This is a genomic window from Mesorhizobium sp. B2-3-2 (assembly GCF_006442295.1).
Lineage (GTDB): Bacteria > Pseudomonadota > Alphaproteobacteria > Rhizobiales > Rhizobiaceae > Mesorhizobium.
In genome coordinates, this window is the sequence record NZ_VFWA01000007.1 from 14,132 (window position 1) to 37,061 (window position 22,930).

The following is a 22,930-nucleotide window of genomic DNA, read 5'->3' on the forward strand; positions in this document are numbered from 1 at the left end:
AAGGCAGGGTTCAACCATGTACAAGGCCGTCGGATCGCGTGGATCCCGGGTCAGCCGTGTTCTGTGGATGCTCGAAGAACTCGGGCAGGCCTATGAATTCGTCGAAATTCCCCTGCGCTCGCCCGAAGCCTATGCGCTCAATCCCTCGGGCAAGGTGCCGATCCTGATCGACGGCGAGCTGACGCTGACGGATTCGGCGGCGATCTGCGTCTATCTCGCCGATAAGCACGCGGATAAGGGCATGGGCGCCAGTCCCGGCCTCGCAGGCCGCGCCGAAATGGATTCCTGGATGCATTTCGCCCAGTCCGAGCTGGAAGCGCCATTGTGGAACAAATTGCGCCACCGTTTCCTGCTGCCCAGGGAGGTCCGGGTCGATGTCGGCCCCGCGGCCGCTTACGATTTCGCCTCCGAGATCAAGGCGCTGGACCGCCGGCTGGGCGACAAGCCATTCGCGCTCGGCGACCGGTTCTCGGCTGTCGACGTGCTGCTCGGCGACATGGGCGGCTGGGCCAGAGCCGGCCGCTTTCCAATAGAATCCGAACGCGTCAACGCCTATTTCGACCGCGTGCTTTCACGCCCTGCCCGTGCCCGGGCGCAAGCCAATGGCGGAGCCATGAAATGAAGCTCAACCTCAACACCGACTTCACCAAGTTCCCGCGCGCCATCTCGGTGCTGACCTCCGGCAATGCCGGCACCACGGCGCCATCCGGACGTGCCGTTCTTGCCCATGACGAGCGGCATCTGCGCCGCCGGGCGATCGAATTGTCCGACGGCAGCAAGGTGCTGGTCGACCTGCCGGAGCCCGTCGCGCTCAACGACGGCGACCGGCTGGTGCTGGAAGATGGTCGACATATCGAGATCTTCGCGGCGCCGGAGGAGGTCTATGACATCCGCGCCCGCGACGCCGTGCATCTGGCGGAACTGGCCTGGCATATCGGCAACCGCCATCTCGCGGCGGCGATAGAGGCGGAGCGCATCCTCATCCTGCGCGATCATGTCATCAAGGCGATGCTGGAGGGGCTCGGGGCCACGGTGCGCGAGGTCTCCGAACCGTTCAAACCGGTGCGCGGCGCCTATTCCGGCGGCCATGACCACGGCCATGCCCACGCCCATAGCCACGCCGAAGCGCATTCGCACAGCCATTCGCACAACCACCACGATCATCACGATCATCACCATGATCACCATGACTGACCAGCCATCCGGCATCGCCCTGCTGCGATTGATGGCATGGCTGTCGCCGGTCTTTCCGGTCGGCGGCTTTTCCTACAGCCATGGTCTCGAGCGCGCCGTGCACGATGGGCTGGTGGCCGATGCGACGGGCCTGGCTGCATGGCTTGAAACGCTGGTCGAGAGGGGCTCCGCCTGGAACGATGCCGTGCTGTTCGCCGAGGGCTGGCGCAAAGCCCGCGAAGGCGGCGATCCGGCCGAAGTCGCCGCACTGGCCGAGGCGTTGGCCGGGTCGCGCGAGCGCCATGCCGAGACCATGCTGCAAGGTGCGGCTTTCCTCAAAGCGGCCGCCGCCTGGCCCACTCCCGTGCTGGAGTGCTTGCCCGCCGATTGTGCGTACTGCATCGCCGTCGGCGCTGTTGCCGGCGGCAATGGTATCGCGCTTCAGGATGCGCTGTGCGCCTTCCTGCAGGCCTTCTTCTCCAACCTCGTCCAGGCCGCGATCCGGCTGGGTGTCGTCGGACAAAGCGGCGCGACCAGTTTGCTCGCCGGCTTCGAGCCGCTGGCCCTTGCGACCGCCGCCCGCGCATCCCGCTCGACATTGGACGATCTCGGCGGTTGCGCCTTTGTCTCCGATATCACGGCGATGCAGCACGAAACCCAGTATTCGCGATTGTTCCGCTCATGATCGTCCTTGCCTTCGTCCTCTCCTTCGTCCTGCTGGTGATCACCGCGTTGCATGTCTATTGGGGCATTGGCGGGATATGGCCGGGCAAGGATGCGGCGTCCTGCGCGCATGCGGTGGTCGGCTTTCACGGCGTCGACGAGATGCCGGCGCCGTTCGCCTGCTTTGCCGTCGCCGCCTGCCTGGCGCTGGCGACGCTCTGGCCGATGGCTCTGGAGGGCGTGTTTGCCTCGCCCTTTCCCAGGGAAGGCCTCGCCGCCACCGCGCTGCTGATCGGATTGGTGTTCCTCGGACGCGGCATTGCCGGCTTCACGCCCTGGTGGCGCCGGCTGGCACCGGAACAGCCTTTCGCGCGGCTCGATATCAGGCTTTATTCGCCGCTGTGCCTGCTGATCGGGCTCGGCTTCGCAGTCCTCGCCATTACGGAGTTCCCGACATGACGCAGCCCAACGGTCCCCTTCGTATCGGCATTGGCGGCCCCGTCGGTTCGGGCAAGACGACGCTCACCGAAAAGCTGTGCAAGGCGCTGCGCGAGGAATTCTCCATCGCCGTCGTCACCAACGACATCTACACAAGGGAAGACGCCATGATGCTGGCGCGGCTGCAGGCGCTGCCGGAGGAGCGCATCGTGGGCGTCGAGACGGGCGGCTGCCCGCATACCGCCATCCGCGAGGACGCCTCGATCAATCTGCAGGCGATCGCGGAGCTCAACCGCAAGTTCCCCGATCTCGACATCATCTTCATCGAATCCGGCGGCGACAATCTTGCCGCCACCTTTTCGCCGGATCTCGCCGACCTCACGCTCTATGTCATCTCCGTCTGCCAGGGCGAGGAGATCCCGCGGAAAGGCGGTCCGGCGATCACCCGTTCCGATTTCCTGATCATCAACAAGAGCGACCTGGCACCCTATGTGAACGTCAATCTCGACGTGATGGAGAGCGACGCCGCCCGCATGCGCGGCAAGCGACCGTTCGGCTTCACCGACCTGTCGCGCGGCAAGGGGTTGCGAGAGGTCATCGATTTCATCGTCGAGCATGGCGGCTTGAGGGTCGGGACCGGCGCAAGCACGGCGGCGTGAGCTGGCTGCACCAACCGAAACCGGTTGCGGGCTCGAACAGGGCACGGCATTGTTGCAAAAAACCGGAGGATTTTCGATGAGCATCGCCCGCCTGCAAAAGGAACCGCTGACCAACCTGCCCTTCTATGAAGAGCGTGTCGATCTTGCCTGCGCTTTCCGCTGGACGGCGCGGCTCAACATGCATGAGGCGGTGGCCAACCATTTCTCGCTGGCCATCAACGAGGACGGCACAAAATTCCTGATGAACCCCAACCAGGTGCATTTCTCGCGCATCAAGGCGAGCGACCTGCTTGTGATCGACGCCAACGATCCCGAGACGCTGTCCGGCCCGAACGCGCCCGACCCGACCGCGTGGGGCCTGCACGGCGCCATCCACCGCAATGTTCGCCACGCGCGCTGCGTCATGCATGTGCATTCCATCCATGCCACCGTGCTGGCCTCGCTTGCCGATTCTAGGCTGCCGCCGATCGACCAGAATTCGGCGATGTTCTTCAACCGTCATGTGGTCGACGCCCATTATGGCGGGCTGGCCTTCGAGGAGGAGGGCGAGCGATGCTCGCAGCTTCTGACCGACCCCAAGGTCAAGGTGATGGTGATGGGCAATCACGGCGTGCTGGTCATCGGCGACACGGTGGCCGATGCCTTCAATCGCATGTTCTATTTCGAACGCGCCGCCGAGACCTACATCAAGGCGCTGTGGACCGGGCGTCCGCTGCGCACGCTGTCCGACGCCATCGCCGAGAAGGCCGCAAGCGAGATGGACGACTATCCCGGTCAGGCCGAACGCCATCTCAGCGAGTTGAAGGCGATTTTGGACGAGCAGGAGCCGGTTTATCGGAATTAAAGCCGGACTCTTCCTTCTCGCCGTTTACGCCACGCTATCCATCTTTTGTGACTGGCGTGAACGACCGGCCCGAGGCTTGATTGCCAGGTGGTTCCCCCAATCCGTCGCTGCTTCGCAGCGCCACCTTTCCCCCCTCCGGAGGGAAAGGAAGGGAGCGTTGCTAGACGAGCGTTGATGACAAAAAGCTTGGCTTCCTTCCCCTCCCCCGTCGATCGGGGGAGAAGTGGCTCGGCGAAGCCGAGACGGAGTGGGGGTCGACCAGCGCTTAGCTCAGAGCCCCAGTTCTCTGCGCAATTCCTCGGCGCTGTTGATGACCACAGCTCCGGGCGGTCCTTCCATCGGTTTTTCCGGCCAGAAGATCGTCTTCATCCCCGCCGCCAGCCCGGCCATGGCACCCGGCCAGCTGTCGTCGATCGCCACCGCGTTCGCGGGATCGACATCGGCGAGATAGGCGGCGCGCAGGAACGGCTCGGCGTTCGGCTTGCCTTCGCGCACGTCGTTGCGGCTGATGGTCTTCATGCCGGGATAGGTCAGGCCGACGATGCCCAGATTGGCGTCGACGATCATGCGGTCGGAATTCGAGACCACGGCCTGCTGCACGCCAAGCGTGCGCAATTCGTTGAAGATCTCGATCGCACCGGGGCGCGGCTTCAATGTCGCAACAAGCGGCAGATAATGCTCGTATTTGTGGACGATCCACTCGTCGAAGGGCAGATCCAGGCCGAACTCGTCGCGCATCATCAGATAGACCGGCCAGGCAGCGACCCCGAGAACGCGCTCATGCAGGTCGGCCGGGGGCGTGAGGCCGACATTGCGCATCGCCGCCACCAGGGCTGCCTCGTGCAGCGGTTCGCTGTCGACCAGCGTGCCGTCCATGTCCCAGAAAACCGCTTTCGGTGTCATGCAACGCTCCTTTTGGCGTTCCCTTAAAGGGTTTACCCCGCGAGATAAACCATCCGGACGGCAGAACGTGCCACCTGTCGGAACGGAAATCCTCCTTCTGCCTGCCGCACAACGCGCAGTCCGACGATGGTCCGGCCGAGCGCGTCCCGACAGGCGCAAGCAATTGCCCTGGCGATTGACAATTGCGCAGCGCGCGGTTCCCTGCGAAAGTAGGCGCGGACCGCTTCCATGACTGGCGGTTTCGGGAGGCAGGACGTGAACAACCGGCAGGAGGGCGGCAGCAACAGGTTGGACGATGCCGCCCGCGCGGGCTGGCTTTATTACGTTGCCGGCAACACGCAGGACCAGATCGCCGCCACGCTCGGCATCTCGCGGCAGACTGCGCAGCGGCTGGTGTCGCTGGCAGTGTCGGAGGGCCTGATCAAGGTGCGCGTCGACCATCCGATCGCCAACTGCCTCGACCTCGCCGCCCGCCTGAAGTCGCGCTTCGCGCTCGACCTGGTGGAGGTGGTGCCGAGCGACCCGACCTCCTCGTCGACGACGATCGGCATCGCCGAAGCGGCGGCCGCGGAAATCGAGAGGCGGCTGAGATCGCCGGCCCCGATCGTGCTGGCGATCGGCACCGGCCGTACGCTGAAGGCGGCGATTGAGCAATTGCCGCCAATGGAGTGTCCGCAGCACAAGGTGGTGTCCCTGACCGGCAATATCTCGCCCGACGGTTCGGCCGCTTTCTACAACGTCATCTTCACCATGGCCGACAGGGTCAAGGCACGGTCCTTCCCGATGCCGTTGCCGGTCATCGCCTCCTCGCCGCAGGAACGCGAGATGCTGCTCAGCCAGCCGATGATCCAGCCGACGCTGGCGCTGGCCGCGGAGGCCGACGTCACCTTCGTCGGCATCGGCGACCTCGGCCCGAAGGCGCCGCTCTACGAGGACGGCTTCATTTCCGACGCCGAGCTGAAGGCATTGCAGAAAGCGGGCGGCGTCGCCGAAATCGTCGGCTGGGTGTTCGATCGCGACGGCCGCATGGTCGAGGGCATCACCAACGACCGGGTGTCGTCGGCGGCCCTGCCGTCACGCGAGAAGTCGCTGGTCATCGCGCTCGCAATGGGTGAACGCAAGCTGCCGGGCATCCTGGCGGCCGTGAACCGCCGGCTGGTCAACGGCCTCATCACCGACGAACGAACCGCCGCCGCCCTGCTGGCGAACGGATGAGCCGAAAGCCTCGAAGCAACATCGATTTGCGATAAAATCCGGGCCTGCTATCCGTGCCGTCCGAAAGGATCGTTGCCGTCGAGAAAGCCAAGGTCCCGCTGCAAGTGCGGCGACAGGTCCCTGATATCGAGATGCGCCTTTTTCCTGGTCGCGAACCAGCCGAATCCGTCCGCAAGCCATGAAATCCAGCGATGATCCGGAGCGGGAGTGCATTTTTGCTGCGCCATGGTCATGATCGTCAACCTTCGCTATCTTCAACCCGAGTGACGGGCCGAGGCTGAATGTCGGTCGTGCCGGCCGCCTTTGCCAATCGAACGTCGATAAGGATCCATAAGGAGGCTTTATGCCGGACCTCAGTTCGCGACAGGTTTCGCAGCTTCCGCCGCTGCAGGCGATCCGGGTGTTCGAGGCGGTGGCGCGGCATCTGTCCTTCACAAAGGCGGCCGAGGAACTGGCGATGACGCAAGCAGCGGTCAGCTATCAGATCAAGGTGCTGGAGGAGCGGGTCGGCGCGCCGCTTTTCCTGCGCCGGCCGCGACAGATCGAACTCACCGAAGCCGGGCAGCGCCTGGCGCCGGCGGTCAGCGAGGCCTTCGCCATACTCGGCCAGGCCTATGCGGCGGCGCGCGGCGGGGCCGACGGTCTGCTGTGCGTCACCACGGTGCTGACCTTTGCCTCCAACTGGCTGGCGCATCATCTGGGTTCGTTCCAGATCGCGCATCCCGCCCTTGCCGTGCGGCTCGACACATCCAGCCGGCTCACGGATTTCGCCCGCGAGGATGTCGACCTTGCCATCCGCTCGGGCGGCGGCAAATGGCCGGGGCTGGAAGCCTACAAGCTGCTCGACGCCGATTTCACGCCGATGCTCAGCCCCAAGCTCGCCGCGAGCATCGGCGGCGTCAAGGAACCGGCCGACCTGTTGCGGCTGCCGATCCTCGATCCCGGCGATATCTGGTGGACGCAATGGTTCGAGGCCGCGGGCGTACAAAGCCATGACCTCGCCAAGCGCCCCGGCAGCAGCATGGGCGCGCAGGCTTATGAGGCCAATGCGGCCATCGCAGGCCATGGCGTGGCGATCCTGACCAGGGCGCTGTTCAAGGCGGAACTCGCCGACGGCCGGCTGATCCAGCCCTTCGACCTGGTCGGCGACGACGGCCACGCCTATTGGCTGGTCTATCCGGAGGCGCGCCGCAACGTGCCGAAGATCCGCGCTTTCCGCGACTGGATCCTGGCCGAGATCGCCTGCTGACCGGCTAACTCCAGGATCAAAACCGCGCTCCCTCCAAATCGCCGTTGTCGCCCGGTCCGCGCCTGCGGGACGGCCATTTGCAACGTGTCATTATCCGCGCTCCTCCGTCGAGTGTGCGCTGCACCATCGAATCTGGCTTGACATAATTCATTCTTAGTGAGTAATTGCTCACAGCCAAGGCAAATGCTCATCTTGGTCCATGGGAGGAATTTGATGAAACTTCGTACGCTCATCCTGGGCTTGTGCTCGGCCAGCGCGCTCGCGTTCGCGGCACATGCCGAATCCATCACCATCGCCACCGTCAACAATGGCGATATGGTCCGCATGCAGAAGCTAACCGACGACTTCACCAAGGCGAACCCCGACATCCAGCTCAACTGGGTGACGCTGGAAGAGAACGTGCTGCGCGAGCGCGTCACCACCGACATCGCCACCAAGGGCGGCCAGTATGACGTGATGACCATCGGCACCTATGAGGTCCCGATCTGGGCCAAGCAGAGCTGGTTGTTGCCGCTCGACAAGCTCGGCGACGACTACGACGTCAAGGACATCATTCCGGCGATCGCCGGCGGCCTCTCGGTCGACGGCAAGCTCTATGCCGCGCCCTTCTACGGCGAAAGCTCCTTCGTCATGTACCGCAAGGACCTGATGGAGAAGGCAGGCCTGAAGATGCCCGACGCGCCGACCTGGGACTTCATCAAGCAGGCCGCCGACAAGATGACCGACCGCGCCAATGGCGTGAACGGCGTGTGCCTGCGCGGCAAGGCCGGCTGGGGCGAGAACATGGCCTTCCTGACCGCCATGTCGAATTCCTTCGGCGCGCGCTGGTTCGACGAGAACTGGAAACCGCAATTCGACCAGCCCGAATGGAAGAACACCTTGCAGTTCTATGTCGACCTGATGAAGGCCGACGGGCCGGAGGGTGCGTCCTCCAACGGCTTCAATGAGAATTTGGCGCTGTTCCAGCAGGGCAAGTGCGGCATGTGGATCGACGCCACCGTCGCCGCCTCCTTCGTCTCCGATCCCAAGGCCTCGCAGGTCGCCGACAAGGTCGGTTACGCGCTGGCGCCCGACAATGGGCTGGGCAAGCGCGGCAACTGGCTGTGGGCGTGGTCGCTGGCCATTCCCGCCGGCACGCAGAAGGCCGATGCCGCCGAGAAGTTCGTGTCATGGGCAACCAGCAAGCACTATGCAGAACTGGTCGCTTCGAAGGAAGGCTGGGCCAACGTTCCGCCGGGAACGCGCTCCTCGCTCTACGCCAATCCAGAGTACCAGAAGGCGGCTCCGTTCGCCAAGATGACGCTGGACTCCATCAATGCCGCCGACCCGACGCATCCGACCGTCAAGCCGGTGCCCTATGTCGGCGTGCAGTTCGTCGCCATCCCCGAATTCCAGGGCCTCGGCACCACCGTCGGCCAGCTGTTCTCGGCAGCCCTTGCCGGCCAGTCGAGCGTCGACGACGCGCTGAAGCAGGCCCAGGACGCCGCAACCGCGGCGATGACCGAGGGCGGCTACATCCAGTAAGGCTCCTCCCGGTGCCTAAGGCCGGTCGCCGACCATGGCCGGCAACGGCCGCCCGAAACCCAGTTCGGGCGGCCACCTCCGACAGCTCGAGAAAATTTCCGTCCGATCCTTGAAGGGTGACCGTCATGGCTACTCAGCAGACCCGTTCGCTTGCCCGTTTCATGATGGCGCCATCCGTCGTCCTGCTGCTCGTCTGGATGGTCATTCCGCTGGCGCTCACGCTCTGGTTCTCCTTCCAGCAGTACAATCCGCTCAATCCGATCCGCGACGGCTTCGTCGGCTTCTCCAATTACTCGCTGTTCTATTCCAACCCGGCCTTCCTGCAGTCGATCCTCAATACGCTGCTGATCGTCGTCAGCGTGCTTGTGATCACCGTGGTCGGCGGCATCCTGCTGGCGCTTTTGATCGACCAGCCGATGTGGGGCCAGGGCATCGTGCGCATCCTCGTCATCTCGCCGTTCTTCGTCATGCCGCCGGTGGCGGCACTGGTCTGGAAGAACATGATCATGCATCCGCAATACGGCGTCTTCGCCGACATAGCGCGGTTCTTCGGCCTCCAGCCCATAGACTGGTTCGGACAATATCCGCTGACCGCCATCATCATCATCGTCGCCTGGCAATGGCTGCCTTTCGCGACGCTCATTCTTTTGACTTCGCTTCAGTCGCTGGATGGCGAGCAGAAGGAAGCCGCCGAGATGGACGGCGCCGGCTTCATCAGCCGCTTCATCTACCTGACGCTGCCGCACATGTCGCGGGCGATCACCGTCGTCATCCTGATCCAGACGATCTTCCTGCTTTCGGTCTATGCCGAGATCCTCGTCACCACCAATGGCGGTCCGGGATACGCGTCCACCAACCTCCCCTTCCTGGTTTACCAGAAGGCGCTGCTGGAGTTCAAAATCGGCCAGGCCTCCGCCGGCGGCATCATCGCCGTCATTCTCGCCAACATCGTCGCCTTCTTCGCCATGCGCGCCGTCGGCAAGAACCTGGACAGATAAGGGAGGAAAAGATGGCACGCGCAGTCACAACCCGGCACAAGACGATCGCGACGGCTGCCGCCTGGATCGTCGCCTTGCTGATCTTCTTCCCGATTCTCTACACCATCATCACCTCGTTCAAGTCGGAACAGGAGGCGATCCAGGGCTTCAACCTGTTCCCGTCGGGAACCACGGAAAGCTATTCCGAGGTCCAGGCGCAGAGCGGCTATTTCAAGTTCTTCCTGAACTCGGTGATCCTGTCGGTCGGCTCGACCATCCTGGCCCTGCTGGTCGCCATTCCGGCGGCCTGGTCGATGGCGTTCTCGCCGACCAAGCGGACCAAGGACATTTTGATGTGGATGCTGTCCACCAAGATGATGCCGGCCGTGGCCGTGCTGTTTCCGATCTACCTGATCTTCCGCGACACCGGCCTGCTCGACAGCCGCATCGGCCTGATGGTGATGCTGATGCTGATCAACCTGCCGATCGTGGTGTGGATGCTCTACACCTATTTCCGCGAAATCCCCGGCGAGATCCTGGAAGCGGCGCGCATGGACGGCGCCTCGCTGTGGAACGAGATCATCTATGTGCTCACACCCATGGCGGTGCCGGGCATCGCCTCGACCATGCTGCTCAACATCATCCTGGCCTGGAACGAAGCGTTCTGGACGATCCGGCTGACCACGACGGAAGCAGCACCCTTGACGGCCTTCATCAGCTCCTTCTCCAGCCCGCAGGGCCTGTTCTGGGCGAAACTCTCGGCCGCCTCGACGCTGGCGATCGCGCCGATCCTGATCATGGGCTGGTTCAGCCAGAAGCAACTGGTGCGCGGCCTGACCTTCGGTGCGGTGAAGTAGGGGCGCCGTGAAGTAGCAGCGTGCGCCAGGCGGCGGACGGAAATCCACCGGGAGGAAAGCATGGGAAATATCACGCTCAAGAACGTCTCCAAGTCCTTCGGCTCGACTTCGATCATTCCCAACATCGATCTCGTCATCGAGGACGGCGAGTTCGTCGTCTTCGTCGGCCCGTCGGGCTGCGGCAAGTCCACATTGCTGCGCCTGATCGCCGGCCTAGAGGACACCAGCGGCGGCACCATCAACATTGACGGCCGCGACGTCACCGGCGAGGCGCCGGCCAAGCGCAAGCTTGCCATGGTGTTCCAGTCCTATGCGCTCTACCCGCACATGACGGTGGCCAAGAACATCGCCTTCCCGCTGAAGATGGCGGGCGAAGACCAGGCGACCATCGACAGGAAGGTGAAGGACGCCGCGCGCGTGCTCAATCTCACCAACTATCTCGAGCGCCGCCCCGGCCAGCTTTCCGGCGGCCAGCGCCAGCGCGTCGCCATCGGCCGCGCCATCGTGCGCCAGCCTTCGGCCTTCCTGTTCGATGAACCCTTATCCAACCTCGACGCGGCACTGCGCGGCACGATGCGGCTGGAGATCAGCGAACTGCACCACCAGCTCAAGACGACGATGATCTACGTCACCCACGACCAGGTCGAGGCGATGACCATGGCCGACAAGATCGTCGTGCTGAATGCTGGAAATGTCGAGCAGGTCGGCTCGCCGATGGAGCTCTACAAGACGCCGAAAAACCTGTTCGTCGCCGGCTTCATCGGCTCGCCGAAAATGAACCTGATCGAAGGCGCGCCGGCGGCGAAGTACGGCGCCAAGACCATCGGCATCCGGCCCGAGCACATGGCGATCTCGACCACGGCGGGCGACTGGAAGGCGACGGTCGGCGTCGCCGAACACCTGGGATCCGACACCTTCCTGCATGTCCAGGCCGACGGTGTCGGTCCGCTGACGGTGCGCGCCGACGGCGAACTCAGCGTCCACCACGGCGACAGCATTTATCTCACGCCCGACAAGGCCAAGCTGCATCGCTTCGGCCCCGACGGCAAGGCATTGGCGCCGTGAGGCTGAAAGGCAAATCGGCGCTGGTCACCGGGTCGGCGCGCGGTATCGGCAAGGCCTTCGCCGAAGCCTATGCCCGTGAAGGCGCCGTGGTGGCGATTGCCGACATCGATCTCGAAGCCGCCGAGAAGACGGCCGCCGGGATCGGCGGCACGGCCTACGCCGTGAAGCTCGACGTCACGGACCAGGCCTCCATCGACGCCGCGGTGAAGGCGGTGGAAACCAGGACCGGCGGCCTCGACATACTGATCAACAACGCCGCGATCTTCGACCTGGCGCCAATCGTCGAGATCTCGCGGGCGAGCTACGATAAACTGTTCTCGGTCAATGTCGCCGGCACGCTGTTCATGCTGCAGGCGGCCGCGCGCTCGATGATCGCGCGGGGAAAGGGCGGCAGGATCATCAACATGGCGAGCCAGGCCGGGCGGCGCGGCGAGCCGCTGGTCGCGGTCTATTGCGCCAGCAAGGCGGCGGTCATCTCGCTGACCCAGTCGGCCGGGCTCGACCTGATCAAGCACGGCATCAACGTCAACGGCATCGCGCCGGGCGTCGTCGACAGCGACATGTGGGACCAGGTCGACGCGCTGTTCGCCAAATACGAGAACCGGCCTAAGGGCGAAAAGAAGAGGCTGGTCGGCGAAGGCGTGCCCTATGGCCGCATGGGCAGACCGGAAGACCTCGCCGGCATGGCCGTGTTCCTGGCCAGCGATGAAGCCGAATACATCGTCGCCCAGACCTACAATGTCGATGGCGGCCAGTGGATGAGTTGAGGGCGGGGGCGGTCTCTTCTCCCCGTGCCTCCCGCGGGGAGAAGAGGCCAATATCAAGGTGGCGGCCGCATCGCCTCGGACGGCATGTGCCGCTCCCTACCCTCTCCCGGTGAAGGGGAGAGGAGGGTAACGAAGGCCGCAACCCGGCCAAAGGGTAAACAGATGACCGTGAAACTCTCTTCCGCCAATCTCGCCAACCTGCCCGCCAGCGTCGCCGGTCCGAAATATGACCGCGCGGCGCTGAAGGCCGGCATCGTGCATTTCGGCGTCGGCAATTTCCACCGCTCGCACCAGGCCGTCTATCTCGACGAGCTGTTCAACCAAGGCATCGGCCATGACTGGGCGCTGGTCGGCGCCGGCGTGTTCGAGGGCGAGAAGATCGGCCGCGGCAAATTGGAAGAGCAGGACTGGCTGACGACTGTGGTCGAGCAGGATGAGGGACATATGAGCGCCCGCGTCACCGGCGCCATGATCGATTTCCTGACGCCGGGCGATGCCGCCGCCATCATCGAACGGCTGGCGGATCCGGCGATCAAGATCGTATCGCTGACCATCACCGAAGGCGGCTATTTCATCGATCCGGCCTCCGGCGTGTTCAACCCGACGCATCCCGATATCGTCGCGGATGCGCAACCGGGCGCGACGCCGAAGACCGTATTCGGCATCATCCTCGCCGGGCTGGTGCGGCGCCGTGGCGACGGCATCGTGCCGTTCACGGTGATGTCCTGCGACAACATTCCCCACAATGGCCATGTCACGTCGGATGGCGTCATCGGGCTGGCCCGTCTGATCGACGAGGACCTGGCGGCCTGGGTCGGCGGCAATGTCGCTTTCCCGAACGCGATGGTCGACCGCATCACGCCGGCCACGTCGGACCGCGAACGCGCGATCCTGGCCAAGGATTTCGGCGTCGAGGACAATTGGCCTGTCTTTTGCGAGCCGTTCCGGCAATGGGTGCTGGAAGACAATTTCACCGATGGCCGTCCGCCGCTGGAGAAAGTCGGCGTGCAGTTCGTCAGGGATGTCGCCCCTTATGAGTTGATGAAGATCCGCATCCTCAATGGCGGCCACGCAGCAATCGCCTACCCGGCCGGGCTGATGGACATCCATTTCGTGCATGAGGCGATGCAGGAGCCGCTGGTGCGCGGTTTCCTCGACAAGCTCGAGCACGACGAGATCATTCCGACCGTGCCCCCGGTGCCGGACACGGTCCTGGAGGATTATTACCAGCTCATCGAAAAGCGCTTTTCCAACCCCAAGATCGGCGACACGGTGCGCCGGCTTTGTCTCGACGGTTCCAATCGCCAGCCGAAATTCATCATCCCGACCATCGCCGACCGCTTGAAAGCGGGAAAGAGCGTCGCCGGGCTGGCGCTGGAATCAGCCTTGTGGTGCCGCTACTGCTTCGGCACGACGGATAGCGGCGCGGTCATCGAGCCCAACGACCCGAGCTGGGACCGCTTGCAGGCGACGGCAAAGGCAGCGAAGGAGGCGCCCGCCGCCTGGCTTGCGATGGACGACATCTATGGCGATGTCGGCCGCGCCACCGCATTCGTCGAGGCTTTCGCGCATGCATTGAACGTGCTGTGGATGGATGGCACGCGCGCCACGCTGACGCGCTACCTCGCCGGCAAGCTCTGACACGGGACCATGACGCCGGAACTGGTCATCTTCGACTGCGACGGCGTGCTGGTGGACAGCGAGACGCTGTCGGTCTCGGCGCTGCTCGGCATGATCGCGCTTGCCGGCGGCAGCATTGGCGAAGACACGGCCTATGAGCATTTTCTCGGCAAGAGCATGAAGAGCGTGCGCGAGATCCTCGCCCGCGACTTCGGCCTTCCCATCACCGATCAGCACCTGACCACGATGCGCGTCGAATTGATGCGCAAATTCCGCGAGGAGCTGAAGCCTATCGCCGGCGTCAAGGAAGTGCTGCCGAGGCTCGGCTTGCCGTTCTGCGTCGCCTCCTCGGGCACGCTCGACCGCATCCGCTACGCGCTCGACGTCACCGGATTGCTCGGATTGATGGAGCCGCATCTGTTCAGTGCCGGCATGGTGGCCAGGGGCAAGCCGGCGCCCGACCTGTTCCTTCATGCCGCCGCCACGATGCGGGCGCATCCGCGCAAATGCCTAGTGATCGAGGACAGCCCCGCCGGCGTCGCGGCGGCGCGGGCGGCCGGCATGCGCGTCTTCGCCTTCACCGGCGGCGCGCACGCCGGCAACCCTGCCCTGAAAGCGCGGCTTGCGTCGAGTGAGCCGGACTTTATATTCGCTGACATGCTGCAATTGCCCGATCTGATTGCAGGCCTGGGAGCGAGAGACAGAGCATCTTGACGAAACAGTTCGTTTGCGCGGTCGATGTCGGCACCGGGAGCGCCCGCGCGGGCATTCTCGACACCAGTGGCACCTTGCTCGGCCGCGCCGAGCACCCGATCGCCATGCACCAGCCGAAGGCCGATCACGCCGAGCATGATTCGCGCGATATCTGGTCAGCCGTGTGCGCCGCGGTGCGTGCGGCCCGCGAAAAATCCGGTGTTGCCGCCGAGGACATTGCCGGCATTTCCTTCGATGCTACCTGCTCGCTGGTCGTGCGCGACAGGCAAGGCGGCCAGCTCAGCGTTTCGGTGACCGGAGAGGAGCGCTGGGACACCATCGTCTGGCTCGATCACCGCGCCATTGCCGAGGCCGACGAATGCACGGCGAGCGGCCATCAGGTGCTCGACTATATCGGCGGCGTCATGTCGCCGGAAATGGCGACGCCGAAGCTGATGTGGCTGAAGCGAAACCTGCCGAAGACCTGGAATGAAGCCGGCTATCTATTCGACCTCACCGACTTCCTGACCTGGCAGGCGACGGGGTCGCTGGCCCGCTCGCAGTGCACGCTGACCGCCAAATGGACCTATCTGGCGCACCGGGAACCCGCATGGCAGCGCGATTTCTTCGAACTCGTCGGCCTCGGCGACCTCTTCGAGCACGGCAATCTGCCCGAAAAGGCCAGTCCGGTCGGCGCTTACATCGGCTCTTTGAGCGCGCAAGCAGCGGCGGATCTCGGCCTGACGGAAAAATGCCGGGTCGGCGCCGGGGTGATCGACGCCTATGCCGGCGCGCTTGGCGTGCTCGGCGGCTTTGCCGGCGACGAGCGGAATATCGGCCGTCATCTGGCGCTGATCGCCGGCACATCCTCCTGCGTCATGGCGATGTCACCCGATCCGCAGCCTTTCGCCGGCGTCTGGGGCCCCTATTACGGGGCCGCGCTGCCCAAGCTGTGGTTGTCGGAAGGCGGCCAGTCGGCCACCGGCGCCCTGCTCGACCACATTATCCGCTGGCACGGCGCCGGCGGCGAGCCGAACGCGGCCATGCATGCCAGGATTGCAAGCCGCGTCGCCGAGCTGCGTGCCGCGGAGGGCGATGCGCTTGCCGGCCGGCTGCATGTGCTGCCCGACTTTCACGGCAACCGCTCGCCGCTCGCCGACCCGCATGCGGTCGGCGTGGTCAGCGGGCTTACGCTGGATTCCTCCTTCGACAGCCTGTGCCGACTTTACTGGCGCACCGCTGTCGGCATCGCGCTCGGCGTGCGCCATGTGCTGGAAGCGCTGAACGAGAACGGCTATCTGATCGATACGCTGCATGTCACCGGCGGCCACACCAAGAATCCGCTCTTGATGGAACTCTATGCCGACGCCACCGGCTGCACGGTGGTCGAGCCGCTGGCGGATGAGGCGGTGTTGCTTGGCACCGGCATGGTGGCGGCGACCGCGGCCGGGCTTTTCCCCGACCTCAACGCGGCCTGTCTTGCCATGCAGCAGGGCGGCAGGACGCGCGCCGCCAACCCGGCCGCCGGCGTCCGCTTCGATCGCGACTACCGGATTTTCCTGGAGATGCACCGGCAGCGCCAAGCGCTCGACGCGATACGGTAGAGCGCCTCGAGCAATCCCAGGAAAGTATAGAGCGGTTTCCGCCCGGTATTTGCCTCAAAACAACAGATAGACCAGCTCGCCGTTCGGAACCGGTGAGCTGCTCGAGGGCCAAGGCGCTTAGTCTACTGTTTGTGTAGTGATGCCCCTGACGTCGCGTCGAACAGGTGGATGCTTTCCTCCTCGAACGCGTAGCGCACAGGGGCATGCAGCACCGGGCATTCGCGTGCCGGAACCAGCGCGCTGATCTCCTTGCCGCCGGACCCGAATGTCACCAAGGCGTCATTGCCATGGAATTCGATGAGATCCGCAGTGCCTTGCAGTATGCTGGTCTCACCGGCGCCGGCCGTCTTCAGGTCCGGAGGCCGGATGCCCAGCACGGCGCGATCGCCGTGCTGGAGATGGAAGCCGGAGCCGTTCATCGAAAGCACCGTTCCGGCGCCAGTCAGTGTCCAGCCATTTCCTTTCCGAGCCACCGTCACGTCGATGAAATTCATGTTCGGCGTGCCGATGAAGCCGGCCACGAACATGTTGCGGGGCCGACGGTAGATTTCCGCCGGCGAGCCGACCTGCTCGACGACGCCGTCCTTGAGCAGCACGATCCGGTCGGCGAGCGTCATCGCTTCGAGCTGGTCATGGGTGACATAGACGGTGGTGGTCTTCAGCGACTGGTGCAGCCGGGCGATCTCGACACGCATGTGGTTGCGCAGCTTGGCGTCGAGATTGGACAGCGGCTCATCGAACAGGAAGACTTTCGGCGTCTTGATCATAGCGCGCGCGATCGCCACGCGCTGCTGCTGGCCGCCGGAAAGCTCGGCCGGCTTGCGGCCGAGATAGGGTTCCAGCCCGAGCGTCCTTGACACCGCTTCGACCCGCGTCCGGATCTCGGCCGCCGGCACTTTCTGGCGCCGCAGCCCGAAGGCGATGTTGTCGAAGATCGTCATGTGCGGGTAAAGGGCATAGTTCTGGAACACCATGGCGATGCCGCGGTCGCCCGGATCGAGATCGTTGACCACCTTGCCGCCGATCGAGACCTCGCCGCCGCTGATGTCTTCCAGCCCCGCCAGCATGCGCAGCAAGGTCGACTTGCCACAGCCGGACGGGCCGAGGAACACGACGAACTCGTGCTCCTCGATCGAGAGGTTGAGATCGCGGATGACGGTCGTGGCGCCATAGGCCTTGTCGACATGGGAACAGGTGATCGCGGACATGGTCAGCCCTTTTCGCCGCTGAGCAGGATCTGCAGCTTGACGTCCTGAGGGTGCGCTGCCGCCGCCCGCTCGAAAGCCTCGATGCTGTCAGAGAAATCATAGGTGCCGGTGATCAGCGGCTTGAGATCGACCTTGCCGGAGGCGATCAGCTGCAGGGCGCGGTCGAAAATATTGGCATAGCGGAACACGGTTTCGATGCGCACTTCCTTCGATATGGCCGCCGGCACGTTGAGCGCCACCGGCTCCACCGGCAGCCCGACGAGGACCACCGCACCGCCGGGCCGCACGACGTCGAACAGATCAGCGAAGGCCTTGGGGCTGCCGCTGGCCTCGAAGACGATGTCCGCACCCCAGCCGTCGGTGGCCGCGCGCACCGCATCGACCAGCGGCTGCTCGCCAATGTTGACCGGGACGATCCCTGGATAGCGCCCGGCAATTTCGAGCTTGGGCGCGGAGAAGTCGGAAATCAGCACTTTCGAGCAGCCGCCGGCCAGCGCGGCCAGCGCGATCATGATGCCGATCGGGCCACAGCCGACGACAGCCGCCACGTCACCCGGAACGATGCGCGCGCGCGCCGCCGCCTGCATGCCGATGGCGAACGGTTCGACCATCGCGCCTTCGGCGAACGAGACATTGTCGGGCAGCCTGTAGGTGAACGCCGCCGGATGCACGGCTTGCGGCGCCAGAATGCCGTGCACCGGCGGTGTCGCCCAGAAGGTGACGTCCGGATCGACATTGTAGATGCCGAGCTTGGTCGCACGTGACGACAGGTTCGGCACGCCCGGTTCCATGCAGACGCGATCGCCGACCTTCAGGGTCCGGACATTGGCGCCGATCTCGACGATCGTTCCGGACGCTTCGTGGCCGAGCACCATCGGCGCGCGCACGACATAGCTGCCGATGGCGCCATGGGTGTAGTAGTGCACGTCGCTGCCGCAGACGCCGACCGTGTGGATGGCGATCCTGACGTCGTCCGGGCCGACGTCGAGCGGCAACGCGATCTCGCGCAGGGCCAGCTCGCCCTTTTTCTCAAGCACCAGTGCCCGCATCGTGTCGTCCTCGCTTCAAGTCTTTTTTTGCCGGAAAACGGAATTCAGGAAGCCGCTGAGCACGCCGAGGAACAACAGCGGCGGCAGCGACAGAAGCACGACCGAGGCGTTCAGGATCCCCCACGGCACGTTCATGCCCTGCTGGGAGAGTTCCGAGGCGACGATCGGCAAGGTCTTGGCGTTGGAACTCGACAGCATCAGCGCGATCAGGAACTCGTTCCAGACCAGAACGAAGCTGAAGGCGACCGCACCGATCAGCGAACGCGCCGCGACCGGCAGCGCGATCCTCCAGAACACCGAATAGGCGCCGTAGCCGTCGACGAAGGCCGCTTCCTCGACCTCCTTCGGCACGGCCTGGAAGGCGGGAATGGCGAGCCACATGATCACCGAGATGGTGAGCAGCGAATAGGTGACGATCAGCGCGGCAAGCGTGTCGTAAAGCCCGAGCTGCAGCCAGATCACCATCAGCGGAATGGCAACCGCCACCGGCGGCAGGAAACGCAGCGACAAAACGAAGAACTGGATGTCGCCGGCCCAGCGGTTCGGGTAGCGTGCCACGGCGTAAGCCGCCGGCAGGCCGAGCACCACGCCGATCAGCACCGCGCAACCGCAGGCGACGACCGAATTGTAGAGACCTGTCATGACGCTGTCGCGGCCGACGATATAGCTGATGTTGGCCAGCGTCGGCGTGAACACCAGGCGCGGGACGCGGGTGATGATGTCGACATTGTTCTTCAGCGAATTGAGCGCCGTCCACAGCAACGGAAACACGGCCATGAAGCCTGCAAACGCCAGCACGGTCTTGCCGATCAGGCGGCCGGGTCTCATCCGATATGGTCTCATGCCTGCACCCGCTTCCACAGCATGGTGAAGGTGATGACCGTGGCGATCATCATCAGCACCGCCATCGCCGAGGCGTAGGAGACCTTGCCGGACTCGATGAAGCCTTGCGAGAAGGCGTACATGTCGAGCGTTTCGGTCGCCACGCCCGGGCCGCCGCGGGTCATCACATAGATCAGGTCGAAGGAGCGCAGCGATTCGATCATCTTGACGAACATCAGGCTGATCAGCGGCGCCTTGAGCATCGGCAAGGTCACATAGGCGTGGATCTGCCAGCGTTTGGCATGGTCGAGCCGGGCCGCCTCTATCGGCTGCGGCGGCAGCGTTTCCAGGAGCTTGAGCACGATGACGGCGAAGAACAGGCCCCATTGCCAGACATCGACCGATGCGACCGCGAACAACGCCGTCGACGGCTTGGACAGTGGATCGAAGATCAGCCCACCGGTCAGCAGCCGGTAGGGGTAAGTGGCGATGCCGTAGAGCGGATGGTAGGCGAACTTCCAGACGAAGGCCGCCGACACACGCGGCAGCAGGACCGGGATGATGAACAGCAGGCAATAGAGGTTGCGCAGGCGCGGCGAGGCGACCTCGAACATCAGGACGCCCAGTCCGATGGCAACGGTCATCGTCGCGATGACCGTGACGAATTCCCATTTCACCGACACCCAGACGGCGTTGAGAAAGCGGCGGTCGACGAACAGGTCGGCGAAATTCGAGAACCAGACATAGGAATAGGCTGTCGAGCTGAGTTCACGATTCTGCAGGGCGATGACGACCGCGTAGAGCGTCGGCACCATCGACAGCACCAGAAGGATGCCGAGTGTCGGCACCACGAAGGTGACCGGCAGGGATGAGCGTCGAGGCATCCATCTATCCCCGTTTGCGTCTCGAGCGGTTGAACATGTCTGGACCCTCTTTGCGCGATGGCTGGCTCAATGGCGGTGGACAGAGACCTGCGGCGCACAGGCTCCGGCGCTCCACCGAATGCCGTGGACCGCACGCCGCAGGGGGAGGATGGCTTATTTCTTCACCAGATCGTTGGCATAGGCTTCGAGCTCGTTGAGGCCGCCCTTGATGTCGGTGCGGGTACCGGTGACCAGTTCCTCAAGGATGATGCCCCAGCGGTCGCCGAGATCGGGCCAGCGCGGGTCCTGCCAGAAATTGACCGCCGTGACCTTGCCGGTTTCGGCCAGTGCCTGGCCGAGATCGGCGCCGTAGATGTCGGCGAATTCCTTGCTGGCGAGGATGCTGGTGCGGTTCAGCTCACCGAACTGGTGGGCGTCGAGCCGGCGCTTCTCGTTTTCCTTCGATGTTGCCCAGGCGATGAACAGGCCGGCGCATTTCTTCGACGCGTCGTCGGCATTGGCCTTGGCCGCGATGGCAAGGCCATGGCCGTAACCGCCGCCGGGCAGTGGCGACGGCGGCGGCAGGAAGCCGATGTTGCCGACGACCTGCGAGGTCTTCGGGTCGACCGCCATGCCCGACAGCGGCGTCGATTCGACGAGGATCGCGACCTGGCCCGACAGGAAGGCGCCGGTCGATTCATCCCAGCTGCCGGTCTGCGTGCCGGGCGCCGAATCCTTGAACAGCTTCAGGTAGGTCTCGGTCGCCTTGACCGCGGCATCCGAATTGAAGACCGGCTTGTCGCCGTCGAACCACTGGCCGCCATAGGCCTTGAAGAACGGCATCCAGCGCCAGACATTGGCGCCCGAACCGCGCGCGCCGCGCAGCGCGATGCCATACATGCCCTTGTCCGGATTGGTCAGCTTCGGCACGTCGGCGATCAGCTCGTCGAGCGTCTTCGGCGGCTGGATGCCGGCTGCCTCCAGCACGTCCTTGCGATAGACCATCAGGTCGCCGCCGCCGGTCAGCGGCGCGAACCAGACCTTCCCGTCATAGGTGGCGACCTTCTGGCGGCCGGGGTCGAAGTCGGCATAGTCGTAGTCGGCCGGATAATAGTCGGCCAGAGGCACGATCCATTTCGAGGACGCGAACAGCGCGACATTGGCTTCGTCGACATAGTAGACGTTGTAGTTGCCGACCGTGGACGCATCGGCGCGCGATTTTGCGCGGCGGTCGTTCTCGTTGAGGTAATCGATCTGGAAGCCGGCGCCGGCAAGCTTCTCGAACTCGGCCTTGGAGTCCTCCAGAAGCGTCAGGCCGTCGCGGGGCTGCGCCAGCACCTTGACCGGCGCCGAGCAGACCGGCGCCTGCGCCAAAGCGATGGTGGAAACGGTAGCGGAAAGCATGAAAGCTGCACCAAGGCTGGCAGCGAGCCGAATTGGTTTCATTATTTTCTCCTCCAGGAACACGTCGCAGGAAGCGGACGTCCTCGGGTTGCGCGATCCTCACCATCGCCCGAGCGACTTGCCACCCATCGCCAAAATGCGGCGTTGCAGCGGGTCGCGCTAGAAGCCCCGTTGCAGAAGACCTGTACTTTTATGCATTGTGCGGCGCAAAAAGCGGCATCCGGTTGCGGCCAATCTCACATGAGTATCGATCGGACTTGGGGGCGGTGGTTTTAGGGCGTGCTTACGCGCATCGCCAGCCGCTGCCGCGACAGCTTGCGATAGGATGACGGCGTCATCTTGTGCTTGCGCATGAAGGCGCGGTTGAAATTGGAGATGTTCATATAGCCGACCTGGAAACAGATGTCGGTGATCGGAATATCGGTATCGGCCAGCAGCTTGCAGGCCTGCCACAGCCTCAGCTTGGCAAGGTGGTCACTGAAGGAATTGCCGGTGTTCTTCTGGAAGAAGCGCGAGAACGTGCTCTCGGTCATTCCCGCGAGCGCCGCCACATCAGGCAGCTTCAGATCTTCGGCGAAATGCTGAAACAGATAGGTCAGCGTGCGCTGGATGATGTCGAGCGAGGCGGCATCCAGAACAGGGGAGAAATCCGGCGAAGACAACAGCTCGTATTCGTCGGTCCTGGCGAGGAGATCGACGAGATTCAGGAACAGGCAGAACCTGGTTAGCCCGCTGACGTCCCCCATCCGTTCCATCAACTCGGCGCCTTCCAGTGCTGTGCGGCCATGAAAAACCATGCCGCGCAGCGACCGCTCCAGGAACGGCTCCAATTCGCGCAGTTCGGGCAACAGGCCAGCCGACCCGCGCAGCCTCTCGGCATCGAACTGGAGGACGATGTCGCGGCCTTCGATCAGCTCGCCCGGCTGTACCGCCGTCACCCAATCATGCGGCAGCCCGCCGCCGACGATGGTGAGATAACCCGGTCCGAATTCGCCGATGTGGTCGCCGACCAGCACGACGCCGGAAGATTTTCGCAAGAGGTGGATTTCGTACTCAGGATGGAAATTCCAGACATTGCGCTCCCAGGGATAGTCGTCCAGCCGCCACAGGAAACTGTCGCTCGCCTCGGTGACGATATGTTCGAAGGCCGGCGCCGTGCGAAGCGTCGCAACCGGATTCCTTCTGCGCCTGAACTGCATCCCGCCTCCTGCAAATTGGGGTTCCGTGGCACCTCGTTCGTCCTTGCAATGCGTAGCAGCCTTGGGAGCATGTGTGAAATGGGCCGTCGGAGAGCGTCGGTCACAAGCCTTCGGCGTCATCGGCGATCCGACTG

General features: G+C 64.1%; 24 protein-coding genes. 16 read left to right on the plus strand and 8 right to left on the minus strand.

What is annotated here, in order from left to right; translation table 11 throughout:
• Positions 1-16: 16 nt before the first annotated feature.
• The 6 genes from FJ964_RS17635 to FJ964_RS17660 all read left to right on the plus strand — a co-directional run bounded on the left by FJ964_RS17635 (position 17) and on the right by FJ964_RS17660 (position 3,777).
• Entirely contained in the window at positions 17-622 is a 606-nt protein-coding gene (locus tag FJ964_RS17635; RefSeq protein WP_140551573.1) for a glutathione S-transferase family protein, read from the plus strand.
• Positions 619-1,194: an urease accessory protein UreE gene (ureE, locus tag FJ964_RS17640; protein WP_140551574.1), complete on the plus strand. Its 576-nt coding sequence runs from the start codon at positions 619-621 to the stop codon at positions 1,192-1,194. Before FJ964_RS17635 ends, ureE begins: the two co-directional genes overlap by 4 nt.
• Positions 1,187-1,858 carry an urease accessory protein UreF gene (locus FJ964_RS17645; RefSeq protein ID WP_140551770.1) on the plus strand — a complete coding sequence of 224 codons (672 nt, stop codon included), beginning with the start codon at positions 1,187-1,189 and terminating at the stop codon, positions 1,856-1,858. Before ureE ends, FJ964_RS17645 begins: the two co-directional genes overlap by 8 nt.
• On the plus strand, positions 1,855-2,295 hold the full coding sequence (locus FJ964_RS17650) for a DUF3995 domain-containing protein (protein WP_140551575.1): 441 nt from the start codon (positions 1,855-1,857) through the stop codon (positions 2,293-2,295). The genes FJ964_RS17645 and FJ964_RS17650 overlap by 4 nt, the downstream gene beginning before the upstream one ends.
• Positions 2,292-2,933 (plus strand): urease accessory protein UreG, encoded by a 642-nt coding sequence (gene ureG / locus FJ964_RS17655; protein ID WP_140551576.1) that lies wholly within the window; start codon positions 2,292-2,294, stop codon positions 2,931-2,933. Before FJ964_RS17650 ends, ureG begins: the two co-directional genes overlap by 4 nt.
• Positions 2,934-3,009: 76 nt before the next feature.
• Positions 3,010-3,777 (plus strand): class II aldolase and adducin N-terminal domain-containing protein, encoded by a 768-nt coding sequence (locus FJ964_RS17660; protein WP_140551577.1) that lies wholly within the window; start codon positions 3,010-3,012, stop codon positions 3,775-3,777.
• Between the two features lie 270 nt (positions 3,778-4,047).
• Here the strand turns inward: FJ964_RS17660 and FJ964_RS17665 are convergent, their stop codons facing one another.
• The gene (locus tag FJ964_RS17665) at positions 4,048-4,680 is read right to left on the minus strand and encodes an HAD family phosphatase (RefSeq protein ID WP_140551578.1); all 633 of its coding nucleotides are present in this window, start codon (positions 4,678-4,680) and stop codon (positions 4,048-4,050) included.
• A 255-nt stretch (positions 4,681-4,935) separates the two neighbouring features.
• Between FJ964_RS17665 and FJ964_RS17670 the strand changes: the two genes are divergently transcribed.
• On the plus strand, positions 4,936-5,895 hold the full coding sequence (locus tag FJ964_RS17670; RefSeq protein ID WP_140551579.1) for a sugar-binding transcriptional regulator: 960 nt from the start codon (positions 4,936-4,938) through the stop codon (positions 5,893-5,895).
• Between the two features lie 47 nt (positions 5,896-5,942).
• Here the strand turns inward: FJ964_RS17670 and FJ964_RS17675 are convergent, their stop codons facing one another.
• Positions 5,943-6,128: a hypothetical protein gene (locus tag FJ964_RS17675; protein WP_140493424.1), complete on the minus strand. Its 186-nt coding sequence runs from the start codon at positions 6,126-6,128 to the stop codon at positions 5,943-5,945.
• A 110-nt stretch (positions 6,129-6,238) separates the two neighbouring features.
• Between FJ964_RS17675 and gcvA the strand changes: the two genes are divergently transcribed.
• The 9 genes from gcvA (at position 6,239) to FJ964_RS17720 (ending at position 16,251) form a co-directional block, all read left to right on the plus strand.
• Complete coding sequence (gene gcvA, locus FJ964_RS17680; RefSeq protein ID WP_140551580.1) at positions 6,239-7,144, plus strand: transcriptional regulator GcvA; 906 nt, start codon at positions 6,239-6,241, stop codon at positions 7,142-7,144.
• Between the two features lie 213 nt (positions 7,145-7,357).
• A complete protein-coding gene (locus FJ964_RS17685) occupies positions 7,358-8,668 on the plus strand; it encodes a sugar ABC transporter substrate-binding protein (protein WP_140551581.1) in 1,311 nt (436 codons plus the stop codon).
• 125 nt (positions 8,669-8,793) lie between these two features.
• Complete coding sequence (locus FJ964_RS17690) at positions 8,794-9,666, plus strand: sugar ABC transporter permease (RefSeq protein ID WP_140551582.1); 873 nt, start codon at positions 8,794-8,796, stop codon at positions 9,664-9,666.
• A gap of 11 nt (positions 9,667-9,677) precedes the next feature.
• The gene (locus tag FJ964_RS17695) at positions 9,678-10,502 is read left to right on the plus strand and encodes a carbohydrate ABC transporter permease (RefSeq protein WP_140551583.1); all 825 of its coding nucleotides are present in this window, start codon (positions 9,678-9,680) and stop codon (positions 10,500-10,502) included.
• A 60-nt stretch (positions 10,503-10,562) separates the two neighbouring features.
• Entirely contained in the window at positions 10,563-11,567 is a 1,005-nt protein-coding gene (locus FJ964_RS17700) for an ABC transporter ATP-binding protein (protein WP_140551584.1), read from the plus strand.
• Positions 11,564-12,334: an L-iditol 2-dehydrogenase gene (locus FJ964_RS17705; RefSeq protein ID WP_140551585.1), complete on the plus strand. Its 771-nt coding sequence runs from the start codon at positions 11,564-11,566 to the stop codon at positions 12,332-12,334. The genes FJ964_RS17700 and FJ964_RS17705 overlap by 4 nt, the downstream gene beginning before the upstream one ends.
• Before the next feature lie 162 nt (positions 12,335-12,496).
• Positions 12,497-13,975, plus strand: a complete 1,479-nt coding sequence (locus tag FJ964_RS17710) for a mannitol dehydrogenase family protein (protein ID WP_140551586.1) — start codon at positions 12,497-12,499, stop codon at positions 13,973-13,975.
• Between the two features lie 9 nt (positions 13,976-13,984).
• Entirely contained in the window at positions 13,985-14,668 is a 684-nt protein-coding gene (locus FJ964_RS17715; protein ID WP_140551587.1) for an HAD-IA family hydrolase, read from the plus strand.
• Positions 14,665-16,251 carry an FGGY-family carbohydrate kinase gene (locus FJ964_RS17720; RefSeq protein WP_140551588.1) on the plus strand — a complete coding sequence of 529 codons (1,587 nt, stop codon included), beginning with the start codon at positions 14,665-14,667 and terminating at the stop codon, positions 16,249-16,251. The genes FJ964_RS17715 and FJ964_RS17720 overlap by 4 nt, the downstream gene beginning before the upstream one ends.
• A gap of 122 nt (positions 16,252-16,373) precedes the next feature.
• Here FJ964_RS17720 and ugpC read toward each other — a convergent pair whose 3' ends face one another.
• The 6 genes from ugpC to FJ964_RS17750 form a co-directional block, all read right to left on the minus strand.
• Entirely contained in the window at positions 16,374-17,459 is a 1,086-nt protein-coding gene (gene ugpC, locus FJ964_RS17725) for a sn-glycerol-3-phosphate ABC transporter ATP-binding protein UgpC (protein WP_140551589.1), read from the minus strand.
• Between the two features lie 2 nt (positions 17,460-17,461).
• Positions 17,462-18,508 (minus strand): NAD(P)-dependent alcohol dehydrogenase, encoded by a 1,047-nt coding sequence (locus tag FJ964_RS17730; RefSeq protein WP_140551590.1) that lies wholly within the window; start codon positions 18,506-18,508, stop codon positions 17,462-17,464.
• Positions 18,509-18,523: 15 nt separating this feature from the next.
• Positions 18,524-19,336 carry a carbohydrate ABC transporter permease gene (locus FJ964_RS17735; RefSeq protein WP_140551591.1) on the minus strand — a complete coding sequence of 271 codons (813 nt, stop codon included), beginning with the start codon at positions 19,334-19,336 and terminating at the stop codon, positions 18,524-18,526.
• An 11-nt stretch (positions 19,337-19,347) separates the two neighbouring features.
• Positions 19,348-20,214 (minus strand): sugar ABC transporter permease, encoded by an 867-nt coding sequence (locus FJ964_RS17740; protein ID WP_140551592.1) that lies wholly within the window; start codon positions 20,212-20,214, stop codon positions 19,348-19,350.
• Between the two features lie 153 nt (positions 20,215-20,367).
• Positions 20,368-21,639 (minus strand): extracellular solute-binding protein, encoded by a 1,272-nt coding sequence (locus FJ964_RS17745; protein ID WP_140551593.1) that lies wholly within the window; start codon positions 21,637-21,639, stop codon positions 20,368-20,370.
• Between the two features lie 230 nt (positions 21,640-21,869).
• Positions 21,870-22,796, minus strand: a complete 927-nt coding sequence (locus tag FJ964_RS17750; protein WP_140551594.1) for an AraC family transcriptional regulator — start codon at positions 22,794-22,796, stop codon at positions 21,870-21,872.
• Positions 22,797-22,930: the final 134 nt, after the last annotated feature.

Bases quoted from the DNA above. Each gene is read 5' to 3' on its own strand.
- FJ964_RS17635 (WP_140551573.1), top strand. From the start codon at position 17: ATGTACAAGGCCGTCGGATCGCGTGGATCCCGGGTCAGCCGTGTTCTG.
- ureE (WP_140551574.1), top strand. From the start codon at position 619: ATGAAGCTCAACCTCAACACCGACTTCACCAAGTTCCCGCGCGCCATC.
- FJ964_RS17645 (WP_140551770.1), top strand. From the start codon at position 1,187: ATGACTGACCAGCCATCCGGCATCGCCCTGCTGCGATTGATGGCATGG.
- FJ964_RS17650 (WP_140551575.1), top strand. From the start codon at position 1,855: ATGATCGTCCTTGCCTTCGTCCTCTCCTTCGTCCTGCTGGTGATCACC.
- ureG (WP_140551576.1), top strand. From the start codon at position 2,292: ATGACGCAGCCCAACGGTCCCCTTCGTATCGGCATTGGCGGCCCCGTC.
- FJ964_RS17660 (WP_140551577.1), top strand. From the start codon at position 3,010: ATGAGCATCGCCCGCCTGCAAAAGGAACCGCTGACCAACCTGCCCTTC.
- FJ964_RS17665 (WP_140551578.1), bottom strand. From the start codon at position 4,680: ATGACACCGAAAGCGGTTTTCTGGGACATGGACGGCACGCTGGTCGAC.
- FJ964_RS17675 (WP_140493424.1), bottom strand. From the start codon at position 6,128: ATGACCATGGCGCAGCAAAAATGCACTCCCGCTCCGGATCATCGCTGG.
- gcvA (WP_140551580.1), top strand. From the start codon at position 6,239: ATGCCGGACCTCAGTTCGCGACAGGTTTCGCAGCTTCCGCCGCTGCAG.
- FJ964_RS17685 (WP_140551581.1), top strand. From the start codon at position 7,358: ATGAAACTTCGTACGCTCATCCTGGGCTTGTGCTCGGCCAGCGCGCTC.
- FJ964_RS17690 (WP_140551582.1), top strand. From the start codon at position 8,794: ATGGCTACTCAGCAGACCCGTTCGCTTGCCCGTTTCATGATGGCGCCA.
- FJ964_RS17695 (WP_140551583.1), top strand. From the start codon at position 9,678: ATGGCACGCGCAGTCACAACCCGGCACAAGACGATCGCGACGGCTGCC.
- FJ964_RS17700 (WP_140551584.1), top strand. From the start codon at position 10,563: ATGGGAAATATCACGCTCAAGAACGTCTCCAAGTCCTTCGGCTCGACT.
- FJ964_RS17710 (WP_140551586.1), top strand. From the start codon at position 12,497: ATGACCGTGAAACTCTCTTCCGCCAATCTCGCCAACCTGCCCGCCAGC.
- FJ964_RS17715 (WP_140551587.1), top strand. From the start codon at position 13,985: ATGACGCCGGAACTGGTCATCTTCGACTGCGACGGCGTGCTGGTGGAC.
- ugpC (WP_140551589.1), bottom strand. From the start codon at position 17,459: ATGTCCGCGATCACCTGTTCCCATGTCGACAAGGCCTATGGCGCCACG.
- FJ964_RS17730 (WP_140551590.1), bottom strand. From the start codon at position 18,508: ATGCGGGCACTGGTGCTTGAGAAAAAGGGCGAGCTGGCCCTGCGCGAG.
- FJ964_RS17735 (WP_140551591.1), bottom strand. From the start codon at position 19,336: ATGAGACCCGGCCGCCTGATCGGCAAGACCGTGCTGGCGTTTGCAGGC.
- FJ964_RS17740 (WP_140551592.1), bottom strand. From the start codon at position 20,214: ATGCCTCGACGCTCATCCCTGCCGGTCACCTTCGTGGTGCCGACACTC.
- FJ964_RS17745 (WP_140551593.1), bottom strand. From the start codon at position 21,639: ATGAAACCAATTCGGCTCGCTGCCAGCCTTGGTGCAGCTTTCATGCTT.
- FJ964_RS17750 (WP_140551594.1), bottom strand. From the start codon at position 22,796: ATGCAGTTCAGGCGCAGAAGGAATCCGGTTGCGACGCTTCGCACGGCG.